A 20,495-nucleotide genomic window follows, 5' to 3' on the forward strand; every position below is an offset into this window, starting at 1 on the left:
GCGGACGGTGTTTTCGGTTATGGGCGGGCAGACGACGTGAAGCGGACGGTCAGCGCCCGACGGCGCGGGCGGCGCTGCCGGGGACAACCGGCGGGATGAAGGGCACGCGGGCTCCGGCCAGCGCGCCGGCGTTCGACCAGCGGTCCAGCATCAGCTGGCCACGGTCGGGGGCGACATGGTCGGGCGGCGCCTCGAACTTGTAGCCGCGGCCATAGACCGTCTCGATGTAGCGGCCGCCGCCGGTCGCCGTGTCGATCTTCTTGCGCAGCTTGCAGATATAGACGTCGATCACCTTGTCGAGCGGGTCGGAGCCGGACAGGCCGTAGACCTCCTCGTAGATGTGCTCCTTCGACACCACGCGGCGGTGGTTGAGCGCCAGCACCGACAGGATGGCATGTTCGCGCTGGCTGAGGCGCAGGCGTTCGCCGTCCACCTCCGGGTCGCGGCCGTCGAGGAAGACGGTCAGGCGGCCCACCGTCACCGCGTTGCTGGTCAGCCCGTAGGAGCGGCGGCGGATCGCCTCCAGCCGGGCACGGATCTCGGTGCTGACGACCGGCTTCACCAGCACGTCGTCGGCCCCGGCCCGCAGGATGCCGGCGGTGGTGTTGGCGCAGCGGCGCTCGATCAGGCAGATGATCGCGGCGGTCACGTTGCGGGCGCGCAGCATGGCGACGCAGGCCTCGGTGTCGCCGACATCGCCGATGATGATCGCGTCGTGCGTGATGTCGACGGAGCCATGCCCGCCCACCAGATCGCGCAGGCCATTCAGGTCCAGGCGGTCATGGTTAACCTTGCACAGGGCGAGTTGCTTGCCGATGGCGTCGGCGATCAGATCGGCTGGCTCAATCAGCAAAGCCTGCATTGGATTCTCCATTGTCGAGCAAGCGCAGATAAAGCATTGTTTTTTACGCAATTGCGCTGATGTCACATGCTTATCACAGCTCCAAAAGAACCTATCCAAAGGCAACATGTCAACAGATTGGGTTACCCGGATAGACATAGGCACAACCCTGGTTTTACGTGGTTTTAATGGTTCCGTTCGACTAAAGACTGGATAAATTTTTATTCATGTGGGGTTTTACTTGGAAACTCTATGCGAATTTCGAGTGATCGCTGCAAACAACCATTAATTCACCCGCCACCTATGGTTAACGTTGGTGATGAAACAGAAAACCAACGCTTACAAACATGAACGCTGGTTTAACCCTGATGTCCTAGGGTCCCCGGGCACCCGCGTTTGAGGAGGTTCCATGTCCGGAACGACGCTGTCCGTCCTTGGGGCGGCCGCAGCCGCTGCTTGCCTGTTTGCGCTCGGAGGCTGCGCGCAAGTGTCGCAGGCTCCCGACAGCGATTACCGCCAAGCCCTTGAAAAAGCGCTGACCGCCGGCCGATGCGACGGCAGTGCCGTGCGCGAGCTGTGGTCGGCCTATGGGCGCTGGTACGGAGTCGCCTCCTCCATCGCCGGCCATCCGATGACCGACGAGGCCGCCGCCCTGCTGCGCCAGGGCGACCGGTTCCGCATCCTGAACTGCCCGGAGGTGGCGCGCGCGTCCTACCAGACGCTGATCCGCCGCTTTCCGGAGGATGGCTTCGCCCCGATGCGCGAGGCGGCGCGGGCGTCGTTGCGGTCGCTGCCGGCCCCTCCCCCCATTGCGGGCGGGCCGGTCCCGGTCAGGCCGCCGGCGGAGATTTGAGGGCGGAGCGGACAGGCCGGCGGGGGATCGCACAGGTGCTGCAAGAGGCCCGGAAACGGCGAAGGCCGCCAACCCGTTCCGGTTGGCGGCCTTCAGAATGGTGGTCCCGACTGGGATTGAACCAGTGACCCCTACGATGTCAACGTAGTGCTCTCCCGCTGAGCTACGAGACCACGGGAACCCAAAACTGTCGCTCCAGTCATGGAGCGGGCGAAGGGATTCGAACCCTCGACCCCAACCTTGGCAAGGTTGTGCTCTACCCCTGAGCTACGCCCGCAAAGTGGCGCGAGTGACGGGACTTGAACCCGCGGCCTCCGGCGTGACAGGCCGGCGCTCTAACCAACTGAGCTACACCCGCGCTGAGGAGCGGCGCCTTATACAAGGCATCACCCCGACAGACAAGACCTAAACCTACCCAAACTCTTCAGAAGTGGTGGAGCCAAGGAGGATCGAACTCCTGACCTCTACAATGCCATTGTAGCGCTCTCCCAGCTGAGCTATGGCCCCACTATACTTCTGCACCTCATACACCAACACTTGAAGTGTTGGTGCGCTTGGAGGGACTCGAACCCCCACGGCCTTTCAGCCACTAGGACCTGAACCTAGCGCGTCTACCAATTCCGCCACAAGCGCTTTTCCCCGCACCGCGTTGGGCGCCGCGGGGAGCGCTTATGTAGCGGGATGGATCGCGGCCCGCAAGCAGAGAATTCACTCTCCATGCATTTTTTTTCGGCGCCCGTTCCGGCGGGCCAGAAGGGCCAGTCCGACCCCCAGCGCCGCCGCCGCGGCCACCCCGGCGCCGATGCGCCATGCCGTCCGGTTCACGTCGCCGAACACCGTCGCCCCGCGCAGGATGGTGGTCGCCATCGGCTCCGGACGGTCGGGGTCGAGCAGCCGCTCCTCCACCAGCTTGCGTTCCGTCTCGGTCAGCGGTTGCGGCTCCAGCGGGCGGAGCGAACGCCCGGCCGGGCGGACCAGCCGGTCGATGGTGGCGGTCAGCGATCCGGTCGCCTCCTCCGTGCGCTCCACATCCTCGACGGAGACGCCGAGATGCTCCGCCATCAGGCGGGTGCGGACCGAGCGGATGGAGCGGCAGACCTCCGGCCGTTCGCCCGGCGCGCACTCGATGGCGAGGTCGCATTCGGTGTCCAGCCCCTGGGACCGGTTGTTGATGTTGGACGACCCCACCCGCAGCAGCCGGTCGTCGACCACCAGCACCTTGGCATGGACATAGATGCCCTCGCCGCCCTCGGTCACCGGCGCCAGAATGCGGAAGCGCGGGTTGGCGACGGCCTCGTGCAGCCGCTGGAGCAGCAGCGAGCGGGCGCTGCCCATCGACTCCTCCTCGATCCAGGCCGGCGTGCGTTCAGGATTGATCACCACCACCTCGGGCCCGTCGGGCTCCGACAGCCGGTCGATGATGGCGCCGACGATCTTCTGCGAGGCGAAATACTGGCTTTCCAGATAGATGAAATCGCGCGCTGCGGCGATGGCGGCCAGATACAGCGCCTCGATCTCGCGCACGCCGCGCTTGCCGGTCTTCTGCGTCCCCTCATGGTCCGCCATCGGATCGGTGCGGGCGATGGCGACCGGAAGATCGCGGAAGTCGGGTTCCAGATCCTCGGGCCAGAAGGCCGGGACCGCCGGCGGCGGGGTCAGCAGCTCGCCGGTCGCCCGGTGCCAGCGCTCCCTCGCCAACTCCCCCAGCGCCCGCGCCGCAGCGCCATCGACGGCGGTGGTCACGTCATGGAAGGGACCATAGGCCTCGCCGTTCGGCCGCACCCGCCGGGGATCGCCATCGCTGTGGTCGGGCGTGTCCCAGCGGTCGGTGGTCATGTCGATGCCGCCGCAGAAGGCCAGCGCATCGTCGATGATGGCGATCTTCTGGTGGTGGCAGGCGCCGGGCGGATGGGCGGAATCCAGGCGGAAGCGCAGGCGCCGGCTGCTGATCCAGTCGAGCAGCACCAGTGGCGTCCCGCCGCGGAACGGCATCTTCAGGACCGCCAGATCCCATTTCAGCACGTTGATGGTCAGCTCCGGCCGCACCCGGACGATCCAGCTCAGGAAATCGCCCAGCTCGTTCGGCACGCCCGGCATCGGATCGTCGGGCTCCAGCTTGATCCGGGTGTCGAAATCCCAGCCGATCAGCATCACCGTGTGGCGAGCATTGAGGATGGCCGCCTTGATCCGGGCGAAATAGGCGGCGGCGTCGATGATCACCGCCACGCGGTCCGCCGTCTCCATCCGCCAGCAGGTCCGGCCGGGCACCAGGATCGGATCGGCGCAGGGCTGGCTGGACTGGCTGGACTGGAGATTGGGAGTTGGGCGGGCGGCGTCAGGCATCGCGGCCATGTCGACCATTCCTTCCGGCGTCGTGGGCATCATCGCAGGGGCGGCAGCGGAGCCGCTGCCGTGCCTTGGATGAACCCGCGAAGCCTCGGGACGGTTCCCGCCCTGCGCTCAGCCCGCCCGGAATCGCAGCTGCATGCGATGGCGGTAGGTCTCGCCGGGATCGAGCCGGGCCGAAGGGAAATGGCCTATGTTCGGGCTGCCGGGGAAGCGCTGGCTCTCCAGCGCCAGCCCGGCGAAGCGGCAATAGGGCTGCCCGCCCTTGCCGACGATTTTCTCGCTGAGATAGCCGCCGGTGTAGACCTGCAAACCCGGCTGGTCGGTCGCCAGCTCCATCCGCCGGCCACTGGCGGGATGCTCCAGCAGCGCCACCGGCCGCAGTTCCCCCGCCGGCCCCTCCAGGCACCAGTTGTGGTCGAAGCCGAAGCCGCCGACGGCGTCCAGCGCCTCGCCCAATGCGACACCGCCGCGCAGATCGAAGGGGGTGCCGTCCACCGGCCGCACCTCCCCGGTCGGGATCAGGTCGGCACCGACCGGCGTGGTGAAGCCGCCCTGCACCGTCAGTCGCTGGTCGCGCAGGTCGCCCGACGCGTGGCCGGCAAGGTTCCAGTAGCTGTGATGGACGATGTTGACGATGGTCGGCCGGTCGGTCGTCGCCGTCATGAGGATGTCCAGCACCCCGTCGTCGGTCAGCCGGTAGCGCGTCGTCGCCGTCAGCGTCCCCGGATAGCCCTGGTCGCCATCGGGCGACTCATGCGTGAAGGTGACGGCGTTCTCCGCCGCATCGGCCTCCGCCTGCCAGATCCGCCGGTCGAACCCGTCCGGCCCGCCATGCAGCTGGTTCGGTGGCTCGTTGACGGCCAGACCGTAGCGCACCCCGTCCAGCGTGAAGGCCGCGCCGCCGATGCGGTTGCCGTAACGGCCGCAGGTGGCGCCGAAATAGGCGTCGCTCGCCAGATACTCCGCCACCCGGTCGAAACCCAGCACCACGTCGGCAGGTGTTCCGTCTCGGCCGGGCACCAGCATCCGCACCAGCCGGGCGCCATGGGCGACCACCGTCGCCTCCAGCCCGCCGGCGGAGAGGGTGAAGCCCTCCACCGGCCGCCCCTCGCCCAGGCCATCCACCGTGTCGAACAGGAAACTCTCGATGGGCATCACGCCTCCGCCGGTTCGCCGCCGCGGCCGGCCCAGACCGTCAGCAGACCCTTCTGCAACAGGATGAAGACGAACAGCAGCACGCCGATGGCGATCTTGGTCCACCAGCTGCTCAAAGTTCCGTCGAAGGTGATGTAGGTCTGGATCAGCCCCTGGATCAGCACGCCGACGAAGGTGCCGACGACATAGCCGTAGCCGCCGGTCAGCTGCGTGCCGCCGATCACCACCGCGGTGATGGTGTCCAGCTCCACCCCCGTCGCCGCCAGCGAATAGCCGGCGCCGGTGTAGAGCGAGAAGACGATCCCGGCCAGACCGGCCAGCAGCCCGGACAAGGCATAGACCGCCACCGTCGTCCGCGCCACCGGCACGCCCATCAGCTCCGCCGATTGCCGGTTGCCGCCCAAGGCATAGAGGTTGGCGCCGAAGCGCGTCCAGTGCGCCAGCACCACCGCCGCGACCATCACCCCCAGCATCAGCAGCGCCGGCAGGCTCAGCTTCAGCCCGAAGTCGAAGCGCAGCGCCATGTCGTTCAACTCGCCATAGAGCGGATGGTTGATCGGCACGGAGTCGGTGGTCAGGACGAAGCCCAGCCCGCGGGCGATGAACATGCCGGCCAGCGTGACGATGAAGGGCGGCATCTGGAAGACATGGATCACCCCGCCCATCGCCGCCCCGAAGCCGCCGGCGGCGATCAGCGCCACCGCGAAGGCGGGAACCGGGTGCCAGCCGCCATGCTCGATCAACACGGCCAGCAGCACGGTGGTGAAGCCGATCACCGCCCCCACCGACAGGTCGATGCCGCCGGACAGGATGACGAAGGTCATGCCGACCGCGGTGATGCCGAGAAAGGCGTTGTCGGTCAGAAGGTTGGCCACCACCCGCCAGGAGGCGAAGTTGGGGAACTGCGCCGCACAGATCAGGAAACCCACCACCAGCACGGCGGTGGTGACGATCAGCGGCAGAAAGCGCTGGAGTGCACCGGTCATGGTTTCGCCCCTCCGCTGGTCGGCGCCACCGGCGGCTTGACCGTTCCGATCGGCCGGGCGCCCTTGGGCCGCGGCAGGAACAGGGTCAGCGTCGGCGATTGCAGCAGCAGGACGACCAGCAGGACGCCCGCCTTGACGATCAGGTTGAATTCCGGCTTGAAGCCGCTCAGAAGGATGCCGGTGTTCATCGCCTGGATGATCAGCGCGCCCACCACCGACAGCACCAGCCCGAAGCGCCCGCCGAGCAGCGAGGTGCCGCCGACCACCACCGCCAGGATGGCGTCCAGCTCCAGCCACAGCCCGGCATTGTTGGCGTCGGCGCCGCGGATGTCGGCGGTGACGATCAGCCCGGCCACCGCCGCGCACAGCCCGCACCAGACATAGACGGCGACCAGCACCACCGGCGTGTTGACGCCGGCTCCGGCGCTGGACAGCCGGTTGACGCCGACCGCCTCGATCATCAGCCCCAGCGCGGTCGCCCGCACCAGCAGAGCCGTCACCGCCAGCACGACGATGGTCAGCACCACCGGCATCGGCACGGTCAGGAAGGACCCGCTGCCGATGAAGGCGAGCGCCGGGCTGGTGAAGGTGACGATCTGCCCCTCCGTCACCAGCTGGGCGATGCCGCGGCCGGCGACCATCAGGATCAGGGTGGCGATGATCGGCTGGATGCGCAGGACCGCCACCAGCACGCCGTTCCACAGCCCGCACAGCAGGCCGGCGGCCAGCGACGCCGCCAGCACCGCCGGCAGGCTCCAGCCCGCCCCGGTCATGGTGGCGGCGATGGCGCCGGAGATCGCCATGACCGCGCCGACCGACAGATCGACGCCGCGGGTGGCGATGACCATGGTCATGCCGATGGCGAGCAGCGCCACCGGGGCGCCGCGGTTCAGCACGTCGATCAGGCTGCCGAACAGCCGGCCATCCTGGAGACGGATGGCGAAGAAATCGGGAAACAGCAGCCAGTTGGCCAGCAGGACGGCGATCAGCGCGCCATATTGCGGCAGGTTGCGCGCCGGGCCGGGCGCGGACAGCGTCATTGCCGCACCTCTGCACCCGATCCGGCTACATTCGGCGTCTCCGACGCGATGGCGGCGACGATGCGCTCCACGCTGACCTCTCCTCCCCTCAGTTCCGCCACATGGCGGCGGTCGCGCAGCACGACGACGCGGCGGCTGTAGGCGACGATCTCCTCCAGCTCCGACGAGACGACCAGCAGCGCCATGCCGTCGGCGCACAGCCGCTCGATCAGGCGGATGATCTCGGCATGCGCCCCGACATCGATGCCGCGCGTCGGCTCGTCGAGGATCAGCAGCCGCGGCTCGGTCGCCAGCCAGCGCGCCAGCAGCGCCTTCTGCTGGTTGCCGCCTGACAGCAGCTGGATCGGCCGTTCGGCGTCCGGCGTGCGGATGTCGAGCAGGCGGATGAAGCGGTCGGCGATCTCCTCCTGACGGCGGCGCGGGATCGGCTTCAGCCAGCCCTGCCGCGCCTGCAACGCCAGGATGATGTTCTCGCGCACCGACAGCTCGCCGACGATGCCCTCCTTCTTGCGGTCCTCCGGGCAGAAGCCGAAGCCGAGCCGTACGGCGTCGCGCGGCCCCTTGAGCCGCACCGCCTGCCCGTCCACCGTCGCCTCGCCCCGGTCGGCGCGGTCCATGCCGAAGACCAGCCGCACCGTCTCCGTCCGGCCGGAGCCCAGCAACCCCGCCAGCGCCACCACCTCGCCGGGGCGGATGTCGAGGTCGAAGGGCTCGACGCTGCGCGCCTTGCCGAATCCCTTGAAGCTGGCCAGCGGCGGACGGCTGTCGACCTCCGCCGGGCCGAGGTCGATGCGGTGGGCCACCGCCTCCAGCTCCCGCCCCAGCATCATGGCGACGAGGTCGAGGCGCGGCAGGTCGGCCGTGCGCCGCTCGCCCACCAGCCGGCCGTTGCGCAGCACGGTGATGCTGTCGCAGACCTCATAGACCTGGTCGAGGAAATGGGTGACGAAGACGATGCCGATCCCGCGCGAGCGCAGGGTGCGCATCACCTTGAACAGCACCGCCACCTCCTGCGCATCCAGGCTGGCGGTCGGCTCGTCGAGGATCAGCACCTTGGCCGACATGTCGACCGCGCGGGCGATGGCGATGATCTGCTGCGTCGCGACCGAGAAGCGCCCGAGCGGCGCCGTCACGTCGACGGACAGGCCATAGGGTTGCAGCACCGCCCGCGCCCGCCGCCGCATGGCGCCGCGGTCGACCAGCCCCCAGCGCATCGGCTGGCGGCCGAGGAACAGGTTTTCCGCCACCGACAGGTTCGGCAGCAAATTGACCTCCTGATAGACGGTGCCGATGTGCAGGCGCTGCGCCTCCTCCACCCCGCGGGGTGCGATCTCCCGCCCCTCCAGCGCCACGGTGCCGTTGTCGCGCTGGTAGACGCCGGTCAGCGTCTTGATGAGCGTCGATTTCCCGGCGCCGTTCTCGCCCAGCAGGGCATGGATCTCCGCCATGGCGCAGGGTGAAATCGACGCCGTCGAGCGCTTGCACGCCGAGGAACGCCTTCGACAGGCCCCGGATCGCCAGCAGGGGAGCGGAAGGGGGAGCGGTGGATGCCGTCATGGCGGACCTCGCCGGATGCACAACGAAATGTGTGGGGCCGCGGGGAGATGCCCCCGCGGCCCCGAACGTCAGACCAAATCAGTAGGCGTCCTTGCGGCGCTCGTACTCGGCCTTGGCGGTGTCCGGGGTGAACAGGGCCGATTCGGTCTGGATCCACTTCGGCGGCGCCTTGCCGTCCTTCTTGAAGGCAATCAGCGCGTCATAGGCCGGGCCGGCCATGTTCGGCGTCAGCTCGACCGTGGCGTTCGCCTCGCCTTCCGCCATCGCCTTGAAGATGTCCGGCACGCCGTCGATGGAGACGACCAGAATGTCCTTGCCCGGCTTCAGCCCGGCTTCCTTGATCGCCTGGATGGCGCCGACGGCCATGTCGTCGTTGTGGGCATAGACGGCGCAGATGCCCTTGCCGCCATTCTCGGCCTTGATGAAGCTCTCCATCACCTCCTTGCCCTTGGCGCGGGTGAAGTCGCCGGACTGGGTGCGGACGATCTTCATGCCGGGATTCTTGGCGACGATCTCGTCGAAGCCCTTCTTGCGGTTGATGGCCGGCGACGAGCCGACGGTGCCCTGCAGCTCGACCACCGCGCACTTGCCGCCGGTCTGCTTGGCCAGCCATTCGCCGGCCACCCGGCCTTCATGCACGGTGTCGGAGGTGACGGCGGTCATGTACAGGCTCTGGTCCTTGGTCTCGATCTGGCGGTCGAGCAGCACCACCGGGATCTTCGCCTCCTTGGCCTCCTTCAGCACCGAATCCCAGCCGGTCGCCACCACCGGCGCGATGAAGATCGCATCGACGCCCTGGGCGACGAAGGAGCGCACCGCCTTGATCTGGTTCTCCTGCTTCTGCTGGGCGTCGGAGATCTTCAGGTCGATGCCGCGCTTGTCGGCCTCCGCCTTGGCGGTCTTGGTCTCGGCCGCGCGCCAGCCCGACTCAGAACCGATCTGCGAGAAGCCGACCACCAGCTTCTTGTCGGCGGCCTGGACGGCGCCGAGCCCGATGAACAGGGCCGCAGCGGCGGTGGCGGCGGAGATCACCCATTTCCTGGACATCCGATTCACTCCCTGAGTGTTTATGGCGAGGTTTTATTGCGGTGCGCGATGGATAAGGGACGAGAGGCACGCGACGGGACGGGGCGCTGGAAGATCGTGATCGCGGCCCGGTCCGGAATTGTTCGTCTTGCCTACTTTAAGTACTCAGAACCATAACTGTCCAATACGATTCTCAACCGATGCGATGCCGAAAAGGATATGTCCGGCAGAGGCTTCAGCTCGAAATCCGGTCAAAAAAAACGGCCGGGCAGCGGAGTGCCGCCCGGCCGTGAGATGACCCCGTTCCAGTCTGGACCGGGGCCGACGCACCCGAGGGAGAGCGCGCCGGGACGCAACCACCGCGGCGGGATGGAGAGAAACACCGCGGCGGCGCGAAGACGAAAGAGACGGAAAGGCCGGGACGTCGGTCGGCCTTTTCGGAACGACAGGCTGTCAGAAGGCCAGATCGGTCCGGATGATGAAGATGTCGCCCTTGTCGCTGTTGGCGGCGACGTCGGAGCTGAGCTTGAAGTGGTTGTATTCCGGCGCGAGGCTGAAGCCGGGAGCGACGACATATTTGGCGCCGACGGTGAACAGCTCGAACTTGCTGCGGCCGCGCACCGTCAGGTCGCCGGCGTCCTTGGCGTTCAGGTAGCCGACGCCCAGCGTGGTGGGGCCGAAGGTGTACTGCGCGCCGGCGGTCCAGACATCCTGCTTCTCGCGGCTGACGATGGCAGCGCTGGATTTGGCATAGCCGCTGTCGCCCGACCAGGCATAGCTGCCGCCGATCTTGAAGCCGGCATAGGCCAGCGTCAGGCCGGCATGGGTGGAGGACAGCTTGTCGAACTGCTGCGCCGGGGTGGTGGTGGAGTTCTTGGCCTCGCCGCCGAGATAGAACAGGCTGCCGTTGACCGCGACGCCGCCCAGCGTGTTGGTGTAGGTGCCGCCCACTTCATAGACGTCGCGATAGGCACCGGTGCGGTTGGCCGAGGCGAGCGCCAGCTTGGAGCGGTTGACGTCGGTGTTGCTGCTGTCCGACGCCGGCTGGTAGGAGGCGCCGAGCTTGAAGCCGGCGATCTCCGGGGTCCAGTAGGTGGCGCGGGTGGCGCTGTTGCCGGAGATCAGCGCGCGGATGTTGCCGATGGTGACCGGCGCGTTGGCCGCGCTGTTGCCGAGCCAGGACGGGAAGGAGCCGTCGACGCCGCCGGTGCCCCAGTCGGACGGGGCGATGATGCCGCTGTCGTCGGACGGGCCGTTCTCGACGCCCAGATGCAGGACGCCGAAGCCGCCGTTGACGAAGATGAAGGCGCGGTCGTTGGTGACGGTGCGGGCGTTGTTGGTGCCGTTCTCCGCCAGCAGGCGGATGCGGGCGCCATATTCCAGCCCGTTGTCGGCCTTGGCCTTCGGCGTCACCAGCAGGCGCAGGCGGTTGCGGAACTCGGTGTTGCGCTGGCCGCTGTCGCGATCCTGGTTGACGTAACCGCCCTCGAAATAGGCGTCGCCGCCCAGCATGATGTCGAACTTCGATTGAGCGGAAGCCGAGCCGGTCGCCATGACGCAGGCGAGCGAAAGGGTGGCTGCGCCAAGCAGCAGAGCTGATCTCACCATTTGCGTTTCCTCTAAATGCGGTTTGTTTTTGCTTCGATGCACTGGGTGGGAGCGATACTTCGGCGATGCGTCAGACGCACGCCCTGCCCGACCGTCAGGCCCGGCGCGGGGCCGGATCCGACGGTGTCCTCCGCGTCAGCGCTCCCTCTGACGCAGCCGTTGCGGGTTGCTGGTGCCGGTCGGTCCCGGCCCTGGTCCTGGCCCTGGTCATCTCGGACCGGCGGTCACTCCTGTCCCAAAGTCCCGTCGATGCGCCGCCACAGCCCAAGCGGGTTGCCGTCGCGCAAAGCCTCCGGCAGCAGCTCTGCCGGGATGTCCTGGTAGCAGACCGGGCGCAGGAAGCGGCGGATCGCCAGCGTGCCGACCGAGGTGCTGCGCGGGTCCGAGGTCGCCGGGAACGGGCCGCCATGCACCATCGCGTGGCAGACCTCCACCCCGGTCGGCCAGCCGTTCGCCAGGATGCGGCCGGCCTTGCGCTCCAGCGTCGGGATCAGACCGGCCACCGCCGCCTTGTCCGCCCCATCCATCTGCAAGGTCGCCGTCAACTGCCCTTCCAGCCTTTCCGCCACCGCCGTCATCGCCGCCACGTCCGCGCAGCGGATCAGCAGCGAGGCGGCGCCGAACACCTCCTCCTGCAACGCCGTGTCGGCCAGGAAGGCCTCCGCCGTCGTGGTGAAGAAGGCCGCCTGTGCCTGGTTCGGCCCGCTGCACGCCAGACCGCGGGCCAGAGTCTCCACCTCGCCGCTGCCGGCCAGCTTGGCGACGCCGCTGTCGAAGGCGGCATGGATGCCCGGCGTCAGCATGGTCGAGGCGGCGCTGCCGCCGATGGCCTCCACCGCAACATCGACGAAGCGGTCGAGGTCCGGCCCGTCCACCGCCAGCAGGATGCCGGGGTTGGTGCAGAACTGCCCGGCCCCCATGGTCAGCGAGGCGACGAACGCCTTGCCCAGCGCCTCGGCGCGCGAGGCCAGCGCCGCCGGCATCAGGAAGACCGGGTTGATGCTGCTCATCTCGGCATAGACCGGGATCGGTTCCGGCCGCCTGGCCGCCACCCCCATCAGCGCCAGCCCGCCGCCACGCGAGCCGGTGAAGCCGACCGCCTTGATGCGCGGATCGGCGACCAGCGCCGTGCCGATCTCGTTGCCGGTGCCGAACAGCAGGGAGAAGACGCCTTCGGGCAGGCCGCAGGAGGCAACCGCCGCCTGGACGGCGCGGCCGACCAGTTCCGAGGTGCCGGGATGGGCGCCGTGGCCCTTGACCACCACCGGGCAGCCGGCGGCAAAGGCGGACGCGGTGTCGCCGCCGGCCACCGAAAAGGCGAGCGGGAAGTTCGACGCACCGAACACCGCGACTGGCCCCAACGCGATGTGGCGCTGGCGGATGTCGGCGCGCGGCAGCGGCGTGCGCGCCGGCAGGGCCGGGTCGATCCGGGCCTCGATCCAGCTTCCTTCGCGCACGACCTGGGCGAACAGGCGGAGCTGGCCGACGGTGCGGCCGCGCTCGCCCTCCAGCCGGGCGCGCGGCAGGCCGGTCTCGGCCATGGCGCGGGTGATCAGCTCGTCGCCGATGTCGAGGATGTTCTGGGCGACTGTTTCGAGGAAGGCGGCACGCTGCTCCAGCCCGGTCTCGCGGAAGGCGTCGAAGGCGGCCCAGGCCAGCGCGCAGGCGCGCTCCACATCCGCCACGCCGCCGCCGCCGAAGGCGGGCTCCAGCGCCTCGCCGGTGGCGGGGTCGACGGCGCTGAACCCGCCCTGGCCGCCGCGGTGCGCCGTGGCGCCGATCAGCATCTCGCCGGTGATGGTCATCTTATGGGGTCTCCTTGCCCGAAACTGCTTGCCCGGATGCCGCTCAGCGCGCCCAGCGCAGAACGAGCGGATCGAGACGCTTCGCGGCGTCCAGCAGGCCGTCGCGGCTCATCGGGTGCGGGTTGGCCGTCGGGTGGCGCATGGCGTCGGACGCGACGATGCCGCCCTCCTTCATCAGGATCTTGGCGGTGGCGATGCCGCACTGGCGGTTCTCGTGGTTGATCAGCGGCAGCCACCGCCCATAGGCCGCCACCGCCGCCTCGCGGTCGCCCGCCAGATAGGGATCGACGATCTGGCGGATGCCGTCGGGATAGGCGCCGCCGGTCATCGCGCCGGTCGCCCCGGCGTCGAGGTCGGCCAGCAGGGTGATCGCCTCCTCGCCGTCCCACGGCCCTTCGATGGCGTCGCCGCCCAACTCGATCAGGGTGCGCAGCTTGGCCGCCGCCTGCGGCACCTCGATCTTGAAGTAGGAGACGTTGGCAATCTCCCGCGCCATCCGCGCCAGCAGCGGGGCGGACAGCGGGGTGCCGCTGACCGGCGCGTCCTGGATCATGATCGGGATGTCGATGGCGTCCGACACGCGGCTGAAGAACTCGACGATGCCGGCTTCCGGCACGCGGATGGTGGCGCCGTGGTAGGGCGGCATCACCATCACCATCGCGGCCCCCAGATCCTGGGCGCGGCGGCTGCGGTCGGCGCAGGCGCGGGTGCTGAAATGGGTGGTGGTGACGATCACCGGAACCCGGTCGGCGACATGGGCGAGGATGGTCTCCATCAGCAGTGTGCGCTCGTCGTCGGTCAGCACGAACTGTTCGGAGAAGTTGGCGAGGATGCACAGGCCGGTGGAGCCGGCGTCGATCATGAAATCGACGCAGCGCTTCTGGCCGTCGAGGTCCAGTTCCCCCGCTTCGGTGAAGATGGTGGGGACGACGGGGAAGACGCCGCGATAGGGGCGGGCGCTGGACGGCATGGCGGGAAAATCCTTCCTCGAAATCAAATCGGCAGACAGCACTCGGCGGTCGGGACTCAGGGCGACGGAGGCCCGAACCGTCCGGGCGGCAGGCCGCGGACGCCGGGGTCGCACTCGAACAGCGCACCGGCCAGCGGCTCGTCCGGCCGGCCGTGCGCCGCGGTGGTGATGAACAGCCGGTCCAGATCCGGACCGGCGAAGACGCAGGAGGTGACGCGCGAGACCGGCAGGGCGATGGCGCGGTCGAGCGTGCCGTCGGGACGGAAGCGGCTGATGCGCCCGCCGTCCCAATGGCAGACCCACAGCCCGCCCCCGGCGTCGCAGGTCATGCCGTCGGGATAGCCGTCGGCCTCGGTGAAGCGGATGTGGACGCGCTTGCCCGACAGGCTGCCGTCGGCGCCGATGTCGAAGGCGTAGACCGTCCGCGCCGCGCTGTCGGTGTGGTAGACCGTCCGCCCGTCCGGCGCCAGCGCCGGCCCGTTGGCGACGGTGTAGCCCTCGTCGACCGGCGTGACCGCGCCATCGGGGTCGATGCGGTAGAAGCTGCCGGCCGGCACCTCCTCCGCATCGTCCATGCTGCCGATCCACAGCCGGCCGTCGCGGTCGGCCTTGCCGTCATTCAGGCGGTTGCCCGGCTTGTCCGGCTCGATCCGGGCGATCTCCTCGCCGACGACCGCCGCCTCGCCCGGCTCCAACCGCAGCCGGACCACCCGGCGCGAGCGCAAGCCCGCGACGAAGCCGTCGCCGTCGGCGCTCTCCACCAGCCAGCAGGCGGCGTCATCCAGATCCCATCCTGCCTGCGAGCCGTCCGACAGGCCGTGGCGCAGGATGCGGGATCCGCGGATATCGACGAAATAGACGGCATCCTGCCGCGGGGACCAGAGCGGACCTTCCCCAAGCACAGCCCGGGCCTGCCAGACGCAACGCGCTTCCTGCGCCATCCCGCTTAACTCCCCCTCGCTTCGCTCTTTCGCCCCGGAGTTCGCCCCCGGCAAATCGCCGTCACCGGTGAATTTTTAAATTTGTTGACGGCGCAAACGATAAGAGGCCTCTTGATAATCGTCCAATACGAAGATCGGCGCTTGCGATACCAAATGTCGTATCCCGACGTCTGCTATCAAGTCGCCGCCGCCCCATCGGAGGCCGCACCCCCGTGACCCCGCAACGTTTTCCGCCGAACTGGTTCCAGAAGGCGCGTCTGAAGCTGCGCCATCTCCAGCTGTTCGCGGCGCTCGACGAACACCGCAACCTGCACCGCGCCGCCGCCAGCCTGAACATGTCGCAGCCCGCCGCCTCCAAGCTGCTGGGCGACCTGGAGGAGACGCTGGGCATCGAGCTGTTCGACCGCCATGGCCGCGGGATCGAGCCGAACTGGTACGGCAGCCTCATGATCCGCCACGCCCGGATGATCCTCAGCGAATTGCAGGAGACGGGCGAGGAGCTGAACGCCCTGCTCGCCGGCCACAGCGGCCGGGTGTCCATCGGCACCGTCATGGCCCCGGCGGTGGAGCTGGTGGTGCCGGTCATCAGCAGCCTGACCCGCGACCATCCCAACCTGAAGGTCGCCGTGGCGGTGGAGACCAGCGACGTGCTGGCCGACCGGGTCCACCAGGGGGTGATGGATTTCGCCATCGGCCGCCTGCCCGGCCATTACGACCCGACCGCCTTCGAGTATCAGGAGATCAGCAGCGAGGAGCTGTGCTTCATCTGCCATGACAGCAACCCGCTGCTCCGGCTCGGCCGTCCGCTGACCGCGGCGGATTTGTCCGACGCCACCTGGATCCTCCAGCCCGTCGGCACCCTGCTGCGCGACCGGGTGGAGGCGCTGTTCCGCGCCGAGGGCGCCCGGCTGCCGCACAAGGTGATCGAAAGCGCCTCTCCGGTCATCTCGATGGCTATGGTGGCGGAAACCGAGTCGATCACCGTCTTCGCCCGCGCGCTGGCCCAGGTGTTCTCGCCCAGCGGCTGCTGCGCCATCATGCCCTTCCACAAGCGGTTCAGCGTCGAGCCCTACGGCATCTTCTGGCTGAAGGACCGGCCGCTGTCACCGGGCGCCCGCACCGTGCTGTCGGCCGTCCGCGCGGCGTCTGAACTCAAGATGCGCCTCGTCGCCGCCAGCCCCGCCGCCACCGCTGCGGCACGGTGACGAACGATACCGAAATGCATATCGATTTGCCGAATAATCATATTTGACAGTTATGGGAAAAGGGAGGATTGCTAGGGACACCAACCATCGCGTCCCACGCCATCCGCGCCACAGAACGCGGGGGCGGCGTATCGCGTGCCGTAGTAACGGGGAGGATTCCGGTCCATGTCGTCCGCCAAGCGCACTTCCTTCAGCTCCAAACTGGCCGGCCTCGCCGTCGGCCTGATCGTCGTCGCCGGTGCCGCCGCCGTCCCGGCCATGGCCCAGGACAAGCCGACCGTCGGCATCGCCATGCCGACCAAGTCGTCGGCGCGCTGGATCGACGACGGCAACAACATGGTCAAGTATTTCCAGGAAAAGGGATACAAGACCGACCTGCAATATGCAGAGGACGACATCCCCAACCAGCTCGCCCAGATCGAGAACATGGTCACCAAGAACGACAAGGTTCTGGTGATCGCCGCCATCGACGGGACGACGCTGACCGACGTGCTGCAGAAGGCCGCCGAGCGCGGCGTGAAGGTCATCGCCTACGACCGCCTGATCCGCGGCTCGGCCAACGTCGATTACTACGCCACCTTCGACAACTTCCAGGTCGGCGTCCTCCAGGCCTCCTACATCGAGAAGGCTCTCGGGCTGAAGGACGGCAAGGGTCCGTTCAACATCGAGCTGTTCGGCGGCTCGCCCGACGACAACAACGCCTACTTCTTCTACAACGGCGCCATGTCGGTGCTGCAGCCCTACATCGACAGCGGCAAGCTGAAGGTCGGCAGCGGCCAAGTCGGCATGGATAAGGTGTCGACCCTGCGCTGGGACGGTGCCGTCGCCCAGGCCCGCATGGACAACCTGCTGAGCGCCTATTACGGCAACAAGCGGGTCGACGCGGTGCTGTCGCCCTATGACGGGCTGAGCATCGGCATCATCTCGTCGCTGAAGGGAGTCGGCTACGGCTCCGCCTCGCAGCCGATGCCGGTCGTCACCGGGCAGGACGCCGAGGTGCAGTCGGTCAAGTCGATCCTGGCGGGCGAGCAGCGCTCCACCGTCTTCAAGGACACCCGCGAGTTGGCGAAGGTCACGGTCGGCATGGTCGACGACCTGCTGGCCGGCCGCACCCCGCAGGTCAACGACACCAAGACCTACGACAACGGCAAGAAGGTGGTTCCCTCCTATCTGCTGAAGCCGGTCAGCGTCGACGCCACCAACTGGAAGCAGGTCCTGGTCGACGGCGGCTACTACAAGGAATCGCAGATCAAGTGAGTGAGCGGCGCGGGAGGGGGTGCCGACCGGCGCCCTCCCCCGCGCTCCGCCCAACAGCGGATCGGGCGTTCAGAGGTTCATACATGGACAGCATTCTTGAGATGCGCGGCATCACCAAGACGTTTCCGGGTGTCAAGGCGCTCGACAACGTCAACCTCTCGGTCCGCGAGGGGGAGATCCACGCGCTGATCGGCGAAAACGGCGCCGGAAAATCGACGCTGATGAAGGTGCTGAGCGGCGTCTATCCGCACGGCACCTACGAGGGCGAAATCCGTTTCGGCGGCCAGCCCGTCGCCTTTCGCGGCATCGCCGACAGCGAGAAGCTGGGCATCATCATCATCCACCAGGAACTGGCGCTGGTTCCGCTGCTGTCGATCACCGAGAACTTGTTTCTCGGCAACGAACAGGCGAAACGCGGCCGCATCGACTGGGTCGCCGCCACCGCCCGCGCGCGCGAACTGCTGCGCATGGTCGGGCTGACCGATTCGCCGGAGACGCTGATCACCGACATCGGCGTCGGCAAGCAGCAGCTGGTCGAGATCGCCAAGGCGTTGTCCAAGCAGGTCAAGCTGTTGATCCTCGACGAGCCGACCGCCAGCCTGAACGAGAGCGACAGCGACGCGCTTTTGGAGCTGCTGCTGCGCTTCAAGGAGCAGGGCATCTCCTCCATCCTGATCTCGCACAAGCTGAACGAGATCGCCAAGGTCGCCGACCGCGTCACCATCCTGCGCGACGGCACCACGGTGGAGACGCTGGACTGCCACGACGCACCGATCAGCCAGGACCGCATCATCAAGGGCATGGTCGGCCGCGACCTCGCCGACCGCTATCCGCGCCGCACCAGCAATCCGGGCGGCATCCTGTTCGAGGTGAAGGACTGGAGCGCCGACCACCCCATCCATGCCGGCCGCCGCGTGGTCAAGGACATCGACCTGCATGTGCGCCGCGGCGAGGTGGTGGGCATCGCCGGCCTGATGGGCGCCGGCCGCACCGAATTCGCCATGAGCCTGTTCGGCCGCTCCTACGGCCGCAACATCCGGGGGCAGGCCTTCCTCGACGGGCGCGAGATCGACGTTTCGACGATCAGCAAAGCGATGGGCAACGGGCTGGCCTATGCCACCGAGGACCGCAAGCATTACGGCCTCGTGCTCGACAACGACATCCGCCACAACGTGACGCTGGCCAATCTGGACGGTGTCGCCAAGCGCGGCGTCATCCACCACGAGCGCGAGATCGAGGTCGCCAACGACTTCCGCCGCCGCCTGCGCATCCGCTGTTCGGACGTGTTCCAGCAGACGGTCAATCTGTCCGGCGGCAACCAGCAGAAGGTCGTGCTCAGCAAATGGCTGTTCGCCGACCCCAAGGTGCTGATCCTGGACGAGCCGACCCGCGGAATCGACGTCGGCGCCAAATATGAAATCTACACCATCGTCAACCAGCTGGTGGCCGAGGGCCGCGGTGTCATCCTGATCTCGTCCGAACTGCCGGAGCTTCTGGGTGTCGCCGACCGCATCTATGTGATGAACGAAGGCGCCCTGGTCGCCGAGATGCCGGCGGCCGAGGCCAGCCAGGAAAAGATCATGCACGCCATCATGTCGTCCGCCTCGAAAGCCACGGCAGCCCGCGCCGCCGTCGCCGCTGCCGCCCGGGAGTCCCTGCAATGAGCGCCGAACTGAACCTGCCGGCAGCGCCGCCGCGCCAGGCCTCGATGGCCAAGTTCCTGAAGAGCCACATGCGCGATTACGGCATGCTGATCTCGCTGCTGGCGATCGTGGCGTTCTTCCAGTACATGACCAACGGCACGCTGCTGCAGCCGCTGAACCTGACCAACCTCGTCCTGCAGAACAGCTACATCGTCATCATGGCGCTGGGCATGCTGCTGGTGATCGTCGCCGGGCACATCGATTTGTCGGTGGGCTCCATCGTCGGCTTCATCGGCGCGCTGGCCGCCATCCTGATGGTGCAGTTCCACTGGCACTTCATCCCCACCGCCATCGTCAGCCTGTTGGCCGGTGCGGCCATCGGCGCCGCCCAGGGCTATTGGGTCGCGTACTTCCGCATCCCGTCCTTCATCGTGACGCTGGCCGGCATGCTGGTGTTCCGCGGCCTCAGCCTCGCGCTGCTGGCCGGCCAGTCGGTCGGCCCCTTCCCGGTGGAGTTCCAGCGCCTCAGCTCCGGCTTCATCCCGGACATCTTCGGCACCGAGGGCTTCCACACCACCACGATGGTGCTGTGCCTCGCCACCCCGGCGATCCTGATCGCCTTCAGCGTCGCCGCCCGCCTGCGCCGCCACCGCTTCGCCATCGAACAGGAACCGCTGATCCTGTTCCTGCTGAAGAGCGCCGGGCTGTTCGCGGTGGTCGCCTATGTCGGCTGGCTGCTGTCGACCTACAAGGGCCTGCCGAACGTCCTGATCATCATGGCGCTGCTGATCGGCATCTATGCCTTCGTCACCCGCGACACCACCATCGGCCGGCGCATCTACGCGCTGGGCGGCAACGAGAAGGCCGCCAAGCTGTCGGGCATCGACACCCGCCGCCTGTCCTTCTACACCTTCGTCAACATGGGCGTGCTTGCCGCACTCGCCGGGCTGATCTTCGCCGCCCGCCTCAACACCGCGACGCCGAAGGCCGGCGTGTCCTTCGAACTGGACGTGATCGCCGCCTGCTTCATCGGCGGCGCCTCGGCCTCGGGCGGCGTCGGCCGGGTGACGGGTGCGGTGATCGGCGCCTTCATCATGGGCGTGATGAACAACGGCATGTCGATCGTCGGCATCGGCATCGACTGGCAGCAGGTGATCAAGGGTCTGGTGCTGCTCGCCGCCGTCTGCTTCGACGTCTACAACAAGGGCAAGGCCTGACGGCGGTCTTGTGACCGCCCTCCCCTTCCCCGACCGGACATA

General features: G+C 67.8%; 16 protein-coding genes and 5 tRNA genes. 5 read left to right on the top strand and 16 right to left on the bottom strand.

Annotated features, from left to right (window positions below; translation table 11 throughout):
* Positions 1-49: 49 nt before the first annotated feature.
* Positions 50-862, bottom strand: coding sequence for a winged helix-turn-helix domain-containing protein (locus tag ACWPN3_RS13880; RefSeq protein WP_492239516.1), 813 nt, complete (start codon positions 860-862; stop codon positions 50-52).
* Between the two features lie 466 nt (positions 863-1,328).
* On the opposite strand from ACWPN3_RS13880, the gene ACWPN3_RS13885 reads away from it, so the two are divergent.
* Positions 1,329-1,694, top strand: coding sequence for a hypothetical protein (locus ACWPN3_RS13885; protein ID WP_492239515.1), 366 nt, complete (start codon positions 1,329-1,331; stop codon positions 1,692-1,694).
* A gap of 98 nt (positions 1,695-1,792) precedes the next feature.
* On the opposite strand, the gene ACWPN3_RS13890 is transcribed toward ACWPN3_RS13885, so the two are convergent.
* The 15 genes from ACWPN3_RS13890 to ACWPN3_RS13960 form a co-directional block, all read right to left on the bottom strand.
* Positions 1,793-1,867: transfer RNA gene (locus tag ACWPN3_RS13890), tRNA-Val, on the bottom strand.
* A 29-nt stretch (positions 1,868-1,896) separates the two neighbouring features.
* Positions 1,897-1,971: transfer RNA gene (locus tag ACWPN3_RS13895), tRNA-Gly, on the bottom strand.
* 4 nt (positions 1,972-1,975) lie between these two features.
* Positions 1,976-2,052 (bottom strand) — tRNA-Asp (locus tag ACWPN3_RS13900).
* A gap of 73 nt (positions 2,053-2,125) precedes the next feature.
* Positions 2,126-2,201, bottom strand: a tRNA-Ala gene (locus ACWPN3_RS13905).
* Between the two features lie 39 nt (positions 2,202-2,240).
* Positions 2,241-2,327 (bottom strand) — tRNA-Leu (locus tag ACWPN3_RS13910).
* Between the two features lie 75 nt (positions 2,328-2,402).
* The gene (locus ACWPN3_RS13915) at positions 2,403-4,046 is read right to left on the bottom strand and encodes a phospholipase D-like domain-containing protein (protein WP_492239514.1); all 1,644 of its coding nucleotides are present in this window, start codon (positions 4,044-4,046) and stop codon (positions 2,403-2,405) included.
* Positions 4,047-4,154: 108 nt separating this feature from the next.
* Positions 4,155-5,198, bottom strand: coding sequence for an aldose epimerase family protein (locus ACWPN3_RS13920; RefSeq protein WP_109445749.1), 1,044 nt, complete (start codon positions 5,196-5,198; stop codon positions 4,155-4,157).
* A complete protein-coding gene (gene yjfF / locus ACWPN3_RS13925) occupies positions 5,198-6,184 on the bottom strand; it encodes a galactofuranose ABC transporter, permease protein YjfF (RefSeq protein WP_492261489.1) in 987 nt (328 codons plus the stop codon). Before yjfF ends, ACWPN3_RS13920 begins: the two co-directional genes overlap by 1 nt.
* A complete protein-coding gene (locus ACWPN3_RS13930; protein WP_492239512.1) occupies positions 6,181-7,224 on the bottom strand; it encodes an ABC transporter permease in 1,044 nt (347 codons plus the stop codon). Before ACWPN3_RS13930 ends, yjfF begins: the two co-directional genes overlap by 4 nt.
* The gene (locus ACWPN3_RS13935; RefSeq protein ID WP_492261490.1) at positions 7,221-8,672 is read right to left on the bottom strand and encodes a sugar ABC transporter ATP-binding protein; all 1,452 of its coding nucleotides are present in this window, start codon (positions 8,670-8,672) and stop codon (positions 7,221-7,223) included. Before ACWPN3_RS13935 ends, ACWPN3_RS13930 begins: the two co-directional genes overlap by 4 nt.
* Before the next feature lie 187 nt (positions 8,673-8,859).
* Positions 8,860-9,828, bottom strand: a complete 969-nt coding sequence (gene ytfQ / locus ACWPN3_RS13940; RefSeq protein ID WP_109445741.1) for a galactofuranose ABC transporter, galactofuranose-binding protein YtfQ — start codon at positions 9,826-9,828, stop codon at positions 8,860-8,862.
* A 432-nt stretch (positions 9,829-10,260) separates the two neighbouring features.
* The gene (locus ACWPN3_RS13945; RefSeq protein ID WP_492239510.1) at positions 10,261-11,415 is read right to left on the bottom strand and encodes a porin; all 1,155 of its coding nucleotides are present in this window, start codon (positions 11,413-11,415) and stop codon (positions 10,261-10,263) included.
* Positions 11,416-11,639: 224 nt separating this feature from the next.
* The gene (locus ACWPN3_RS13950; protein WP_492239509.1) at positions 11,640-13,220 is read right to left on the bottom strand and encodes an aldehyde dehydrogenase (NADP(+)); all 1,581 of its coding nucleotides are present in this window, start codon (positions 13,218-13,220) and stop codon (positions 11,640-11,642) included.
* A gap of 43 nt (positions 13,221-13,263) precedes the next feature.
* Entirely contained in the window at positions 13,264-14,190 is a 927-nt protein-coding gene (locus ACWPN3_RS13955) for a dihydrodipicolinate synthase family protein (RefSeq protein WP_492239508.1), read from the bottom strand.
* Positions 14,191-14,246: 56 nt separating this feature from the next.
* Positions 14,247-15,131, bottom strand: a complete 885-nt coding sequence (locus tag ACWPN3_RS13960) for an SMP-30/gluconolactonase/LRE family protein (RefSeq protein ID WP_492239507.1) — start codon at positions 15,129-15,131, stop codon at positions 14,247-14,249.
* Between the two features lie 212 nt (positions 15,132-15,343).
* Here ACWPN3_RS13960 and ACWPN3_RS13965 point away from each other — a divergent pair, with 212 nt between their 5' ends.
* From ACWPN3_RS13965 to mmsB, 4 genes are all read left to right on the top strand, one after another.
* On the top strand, positions 15,344-16,336 hold the full coding sequence (locus tag ACWPN3_RS13965; RefSeq protein WP_492239506.1) for a LysR family transcriptional regulator: 993 nt from the start codon (positions 15,344-15,346) through the stop codon (positions 16,334-16,336).
* Between the two features lie 165 nt (positions 16,337-16,501).
* Positions 16,502-17,593, top strand: a complete 1,092-nt coding sequence (chvE, locus tag ACWPN3_RS13970) for a multiple monosaccharide ABC transporter substrate-binding protein (RefSeq protein ID WP_109446570.1) — start codon at positions 16,502-16,504, stop codon at positions 17,591-17,593.
* Positions 17,594-17,676: 83 nt separating this feature from the next.
* Positions 17,677-19,257 (top strand): multiple monosaccharide ABC transporter ATP-binding protein, encoded by a 1,581-nt coding sequence (gene mmsA / locus ACWPN3_RS13975; RefSeq protein WP_492239505.1) that lies wholly within the window; start codon positions 17,677-17,679, stop codon positions 19,255-19,257.
* Positions 19,254-20,453, top strand: a complete 1,200-nt coding sequence (gene mmsB, locus ACWPN3_RS13980; RefSeq protein WP_492239504.1) for a multiple monosaccharide ABC transporter permease — start codon at positions 19,254-19,256, stop codon at positions 20,451-20,453. The genes mmsA and mmsB overlap by 4 nt, the downstream gene beginning before the upstream one ends.
* The last annotated feature ends 42 nt before the right edge of the window (positions 20,454-20,495 follow it).

The sequence above is a fragment of the Azospirillum sp. UENF 111221 genome, from assembly GCF_058780625.1.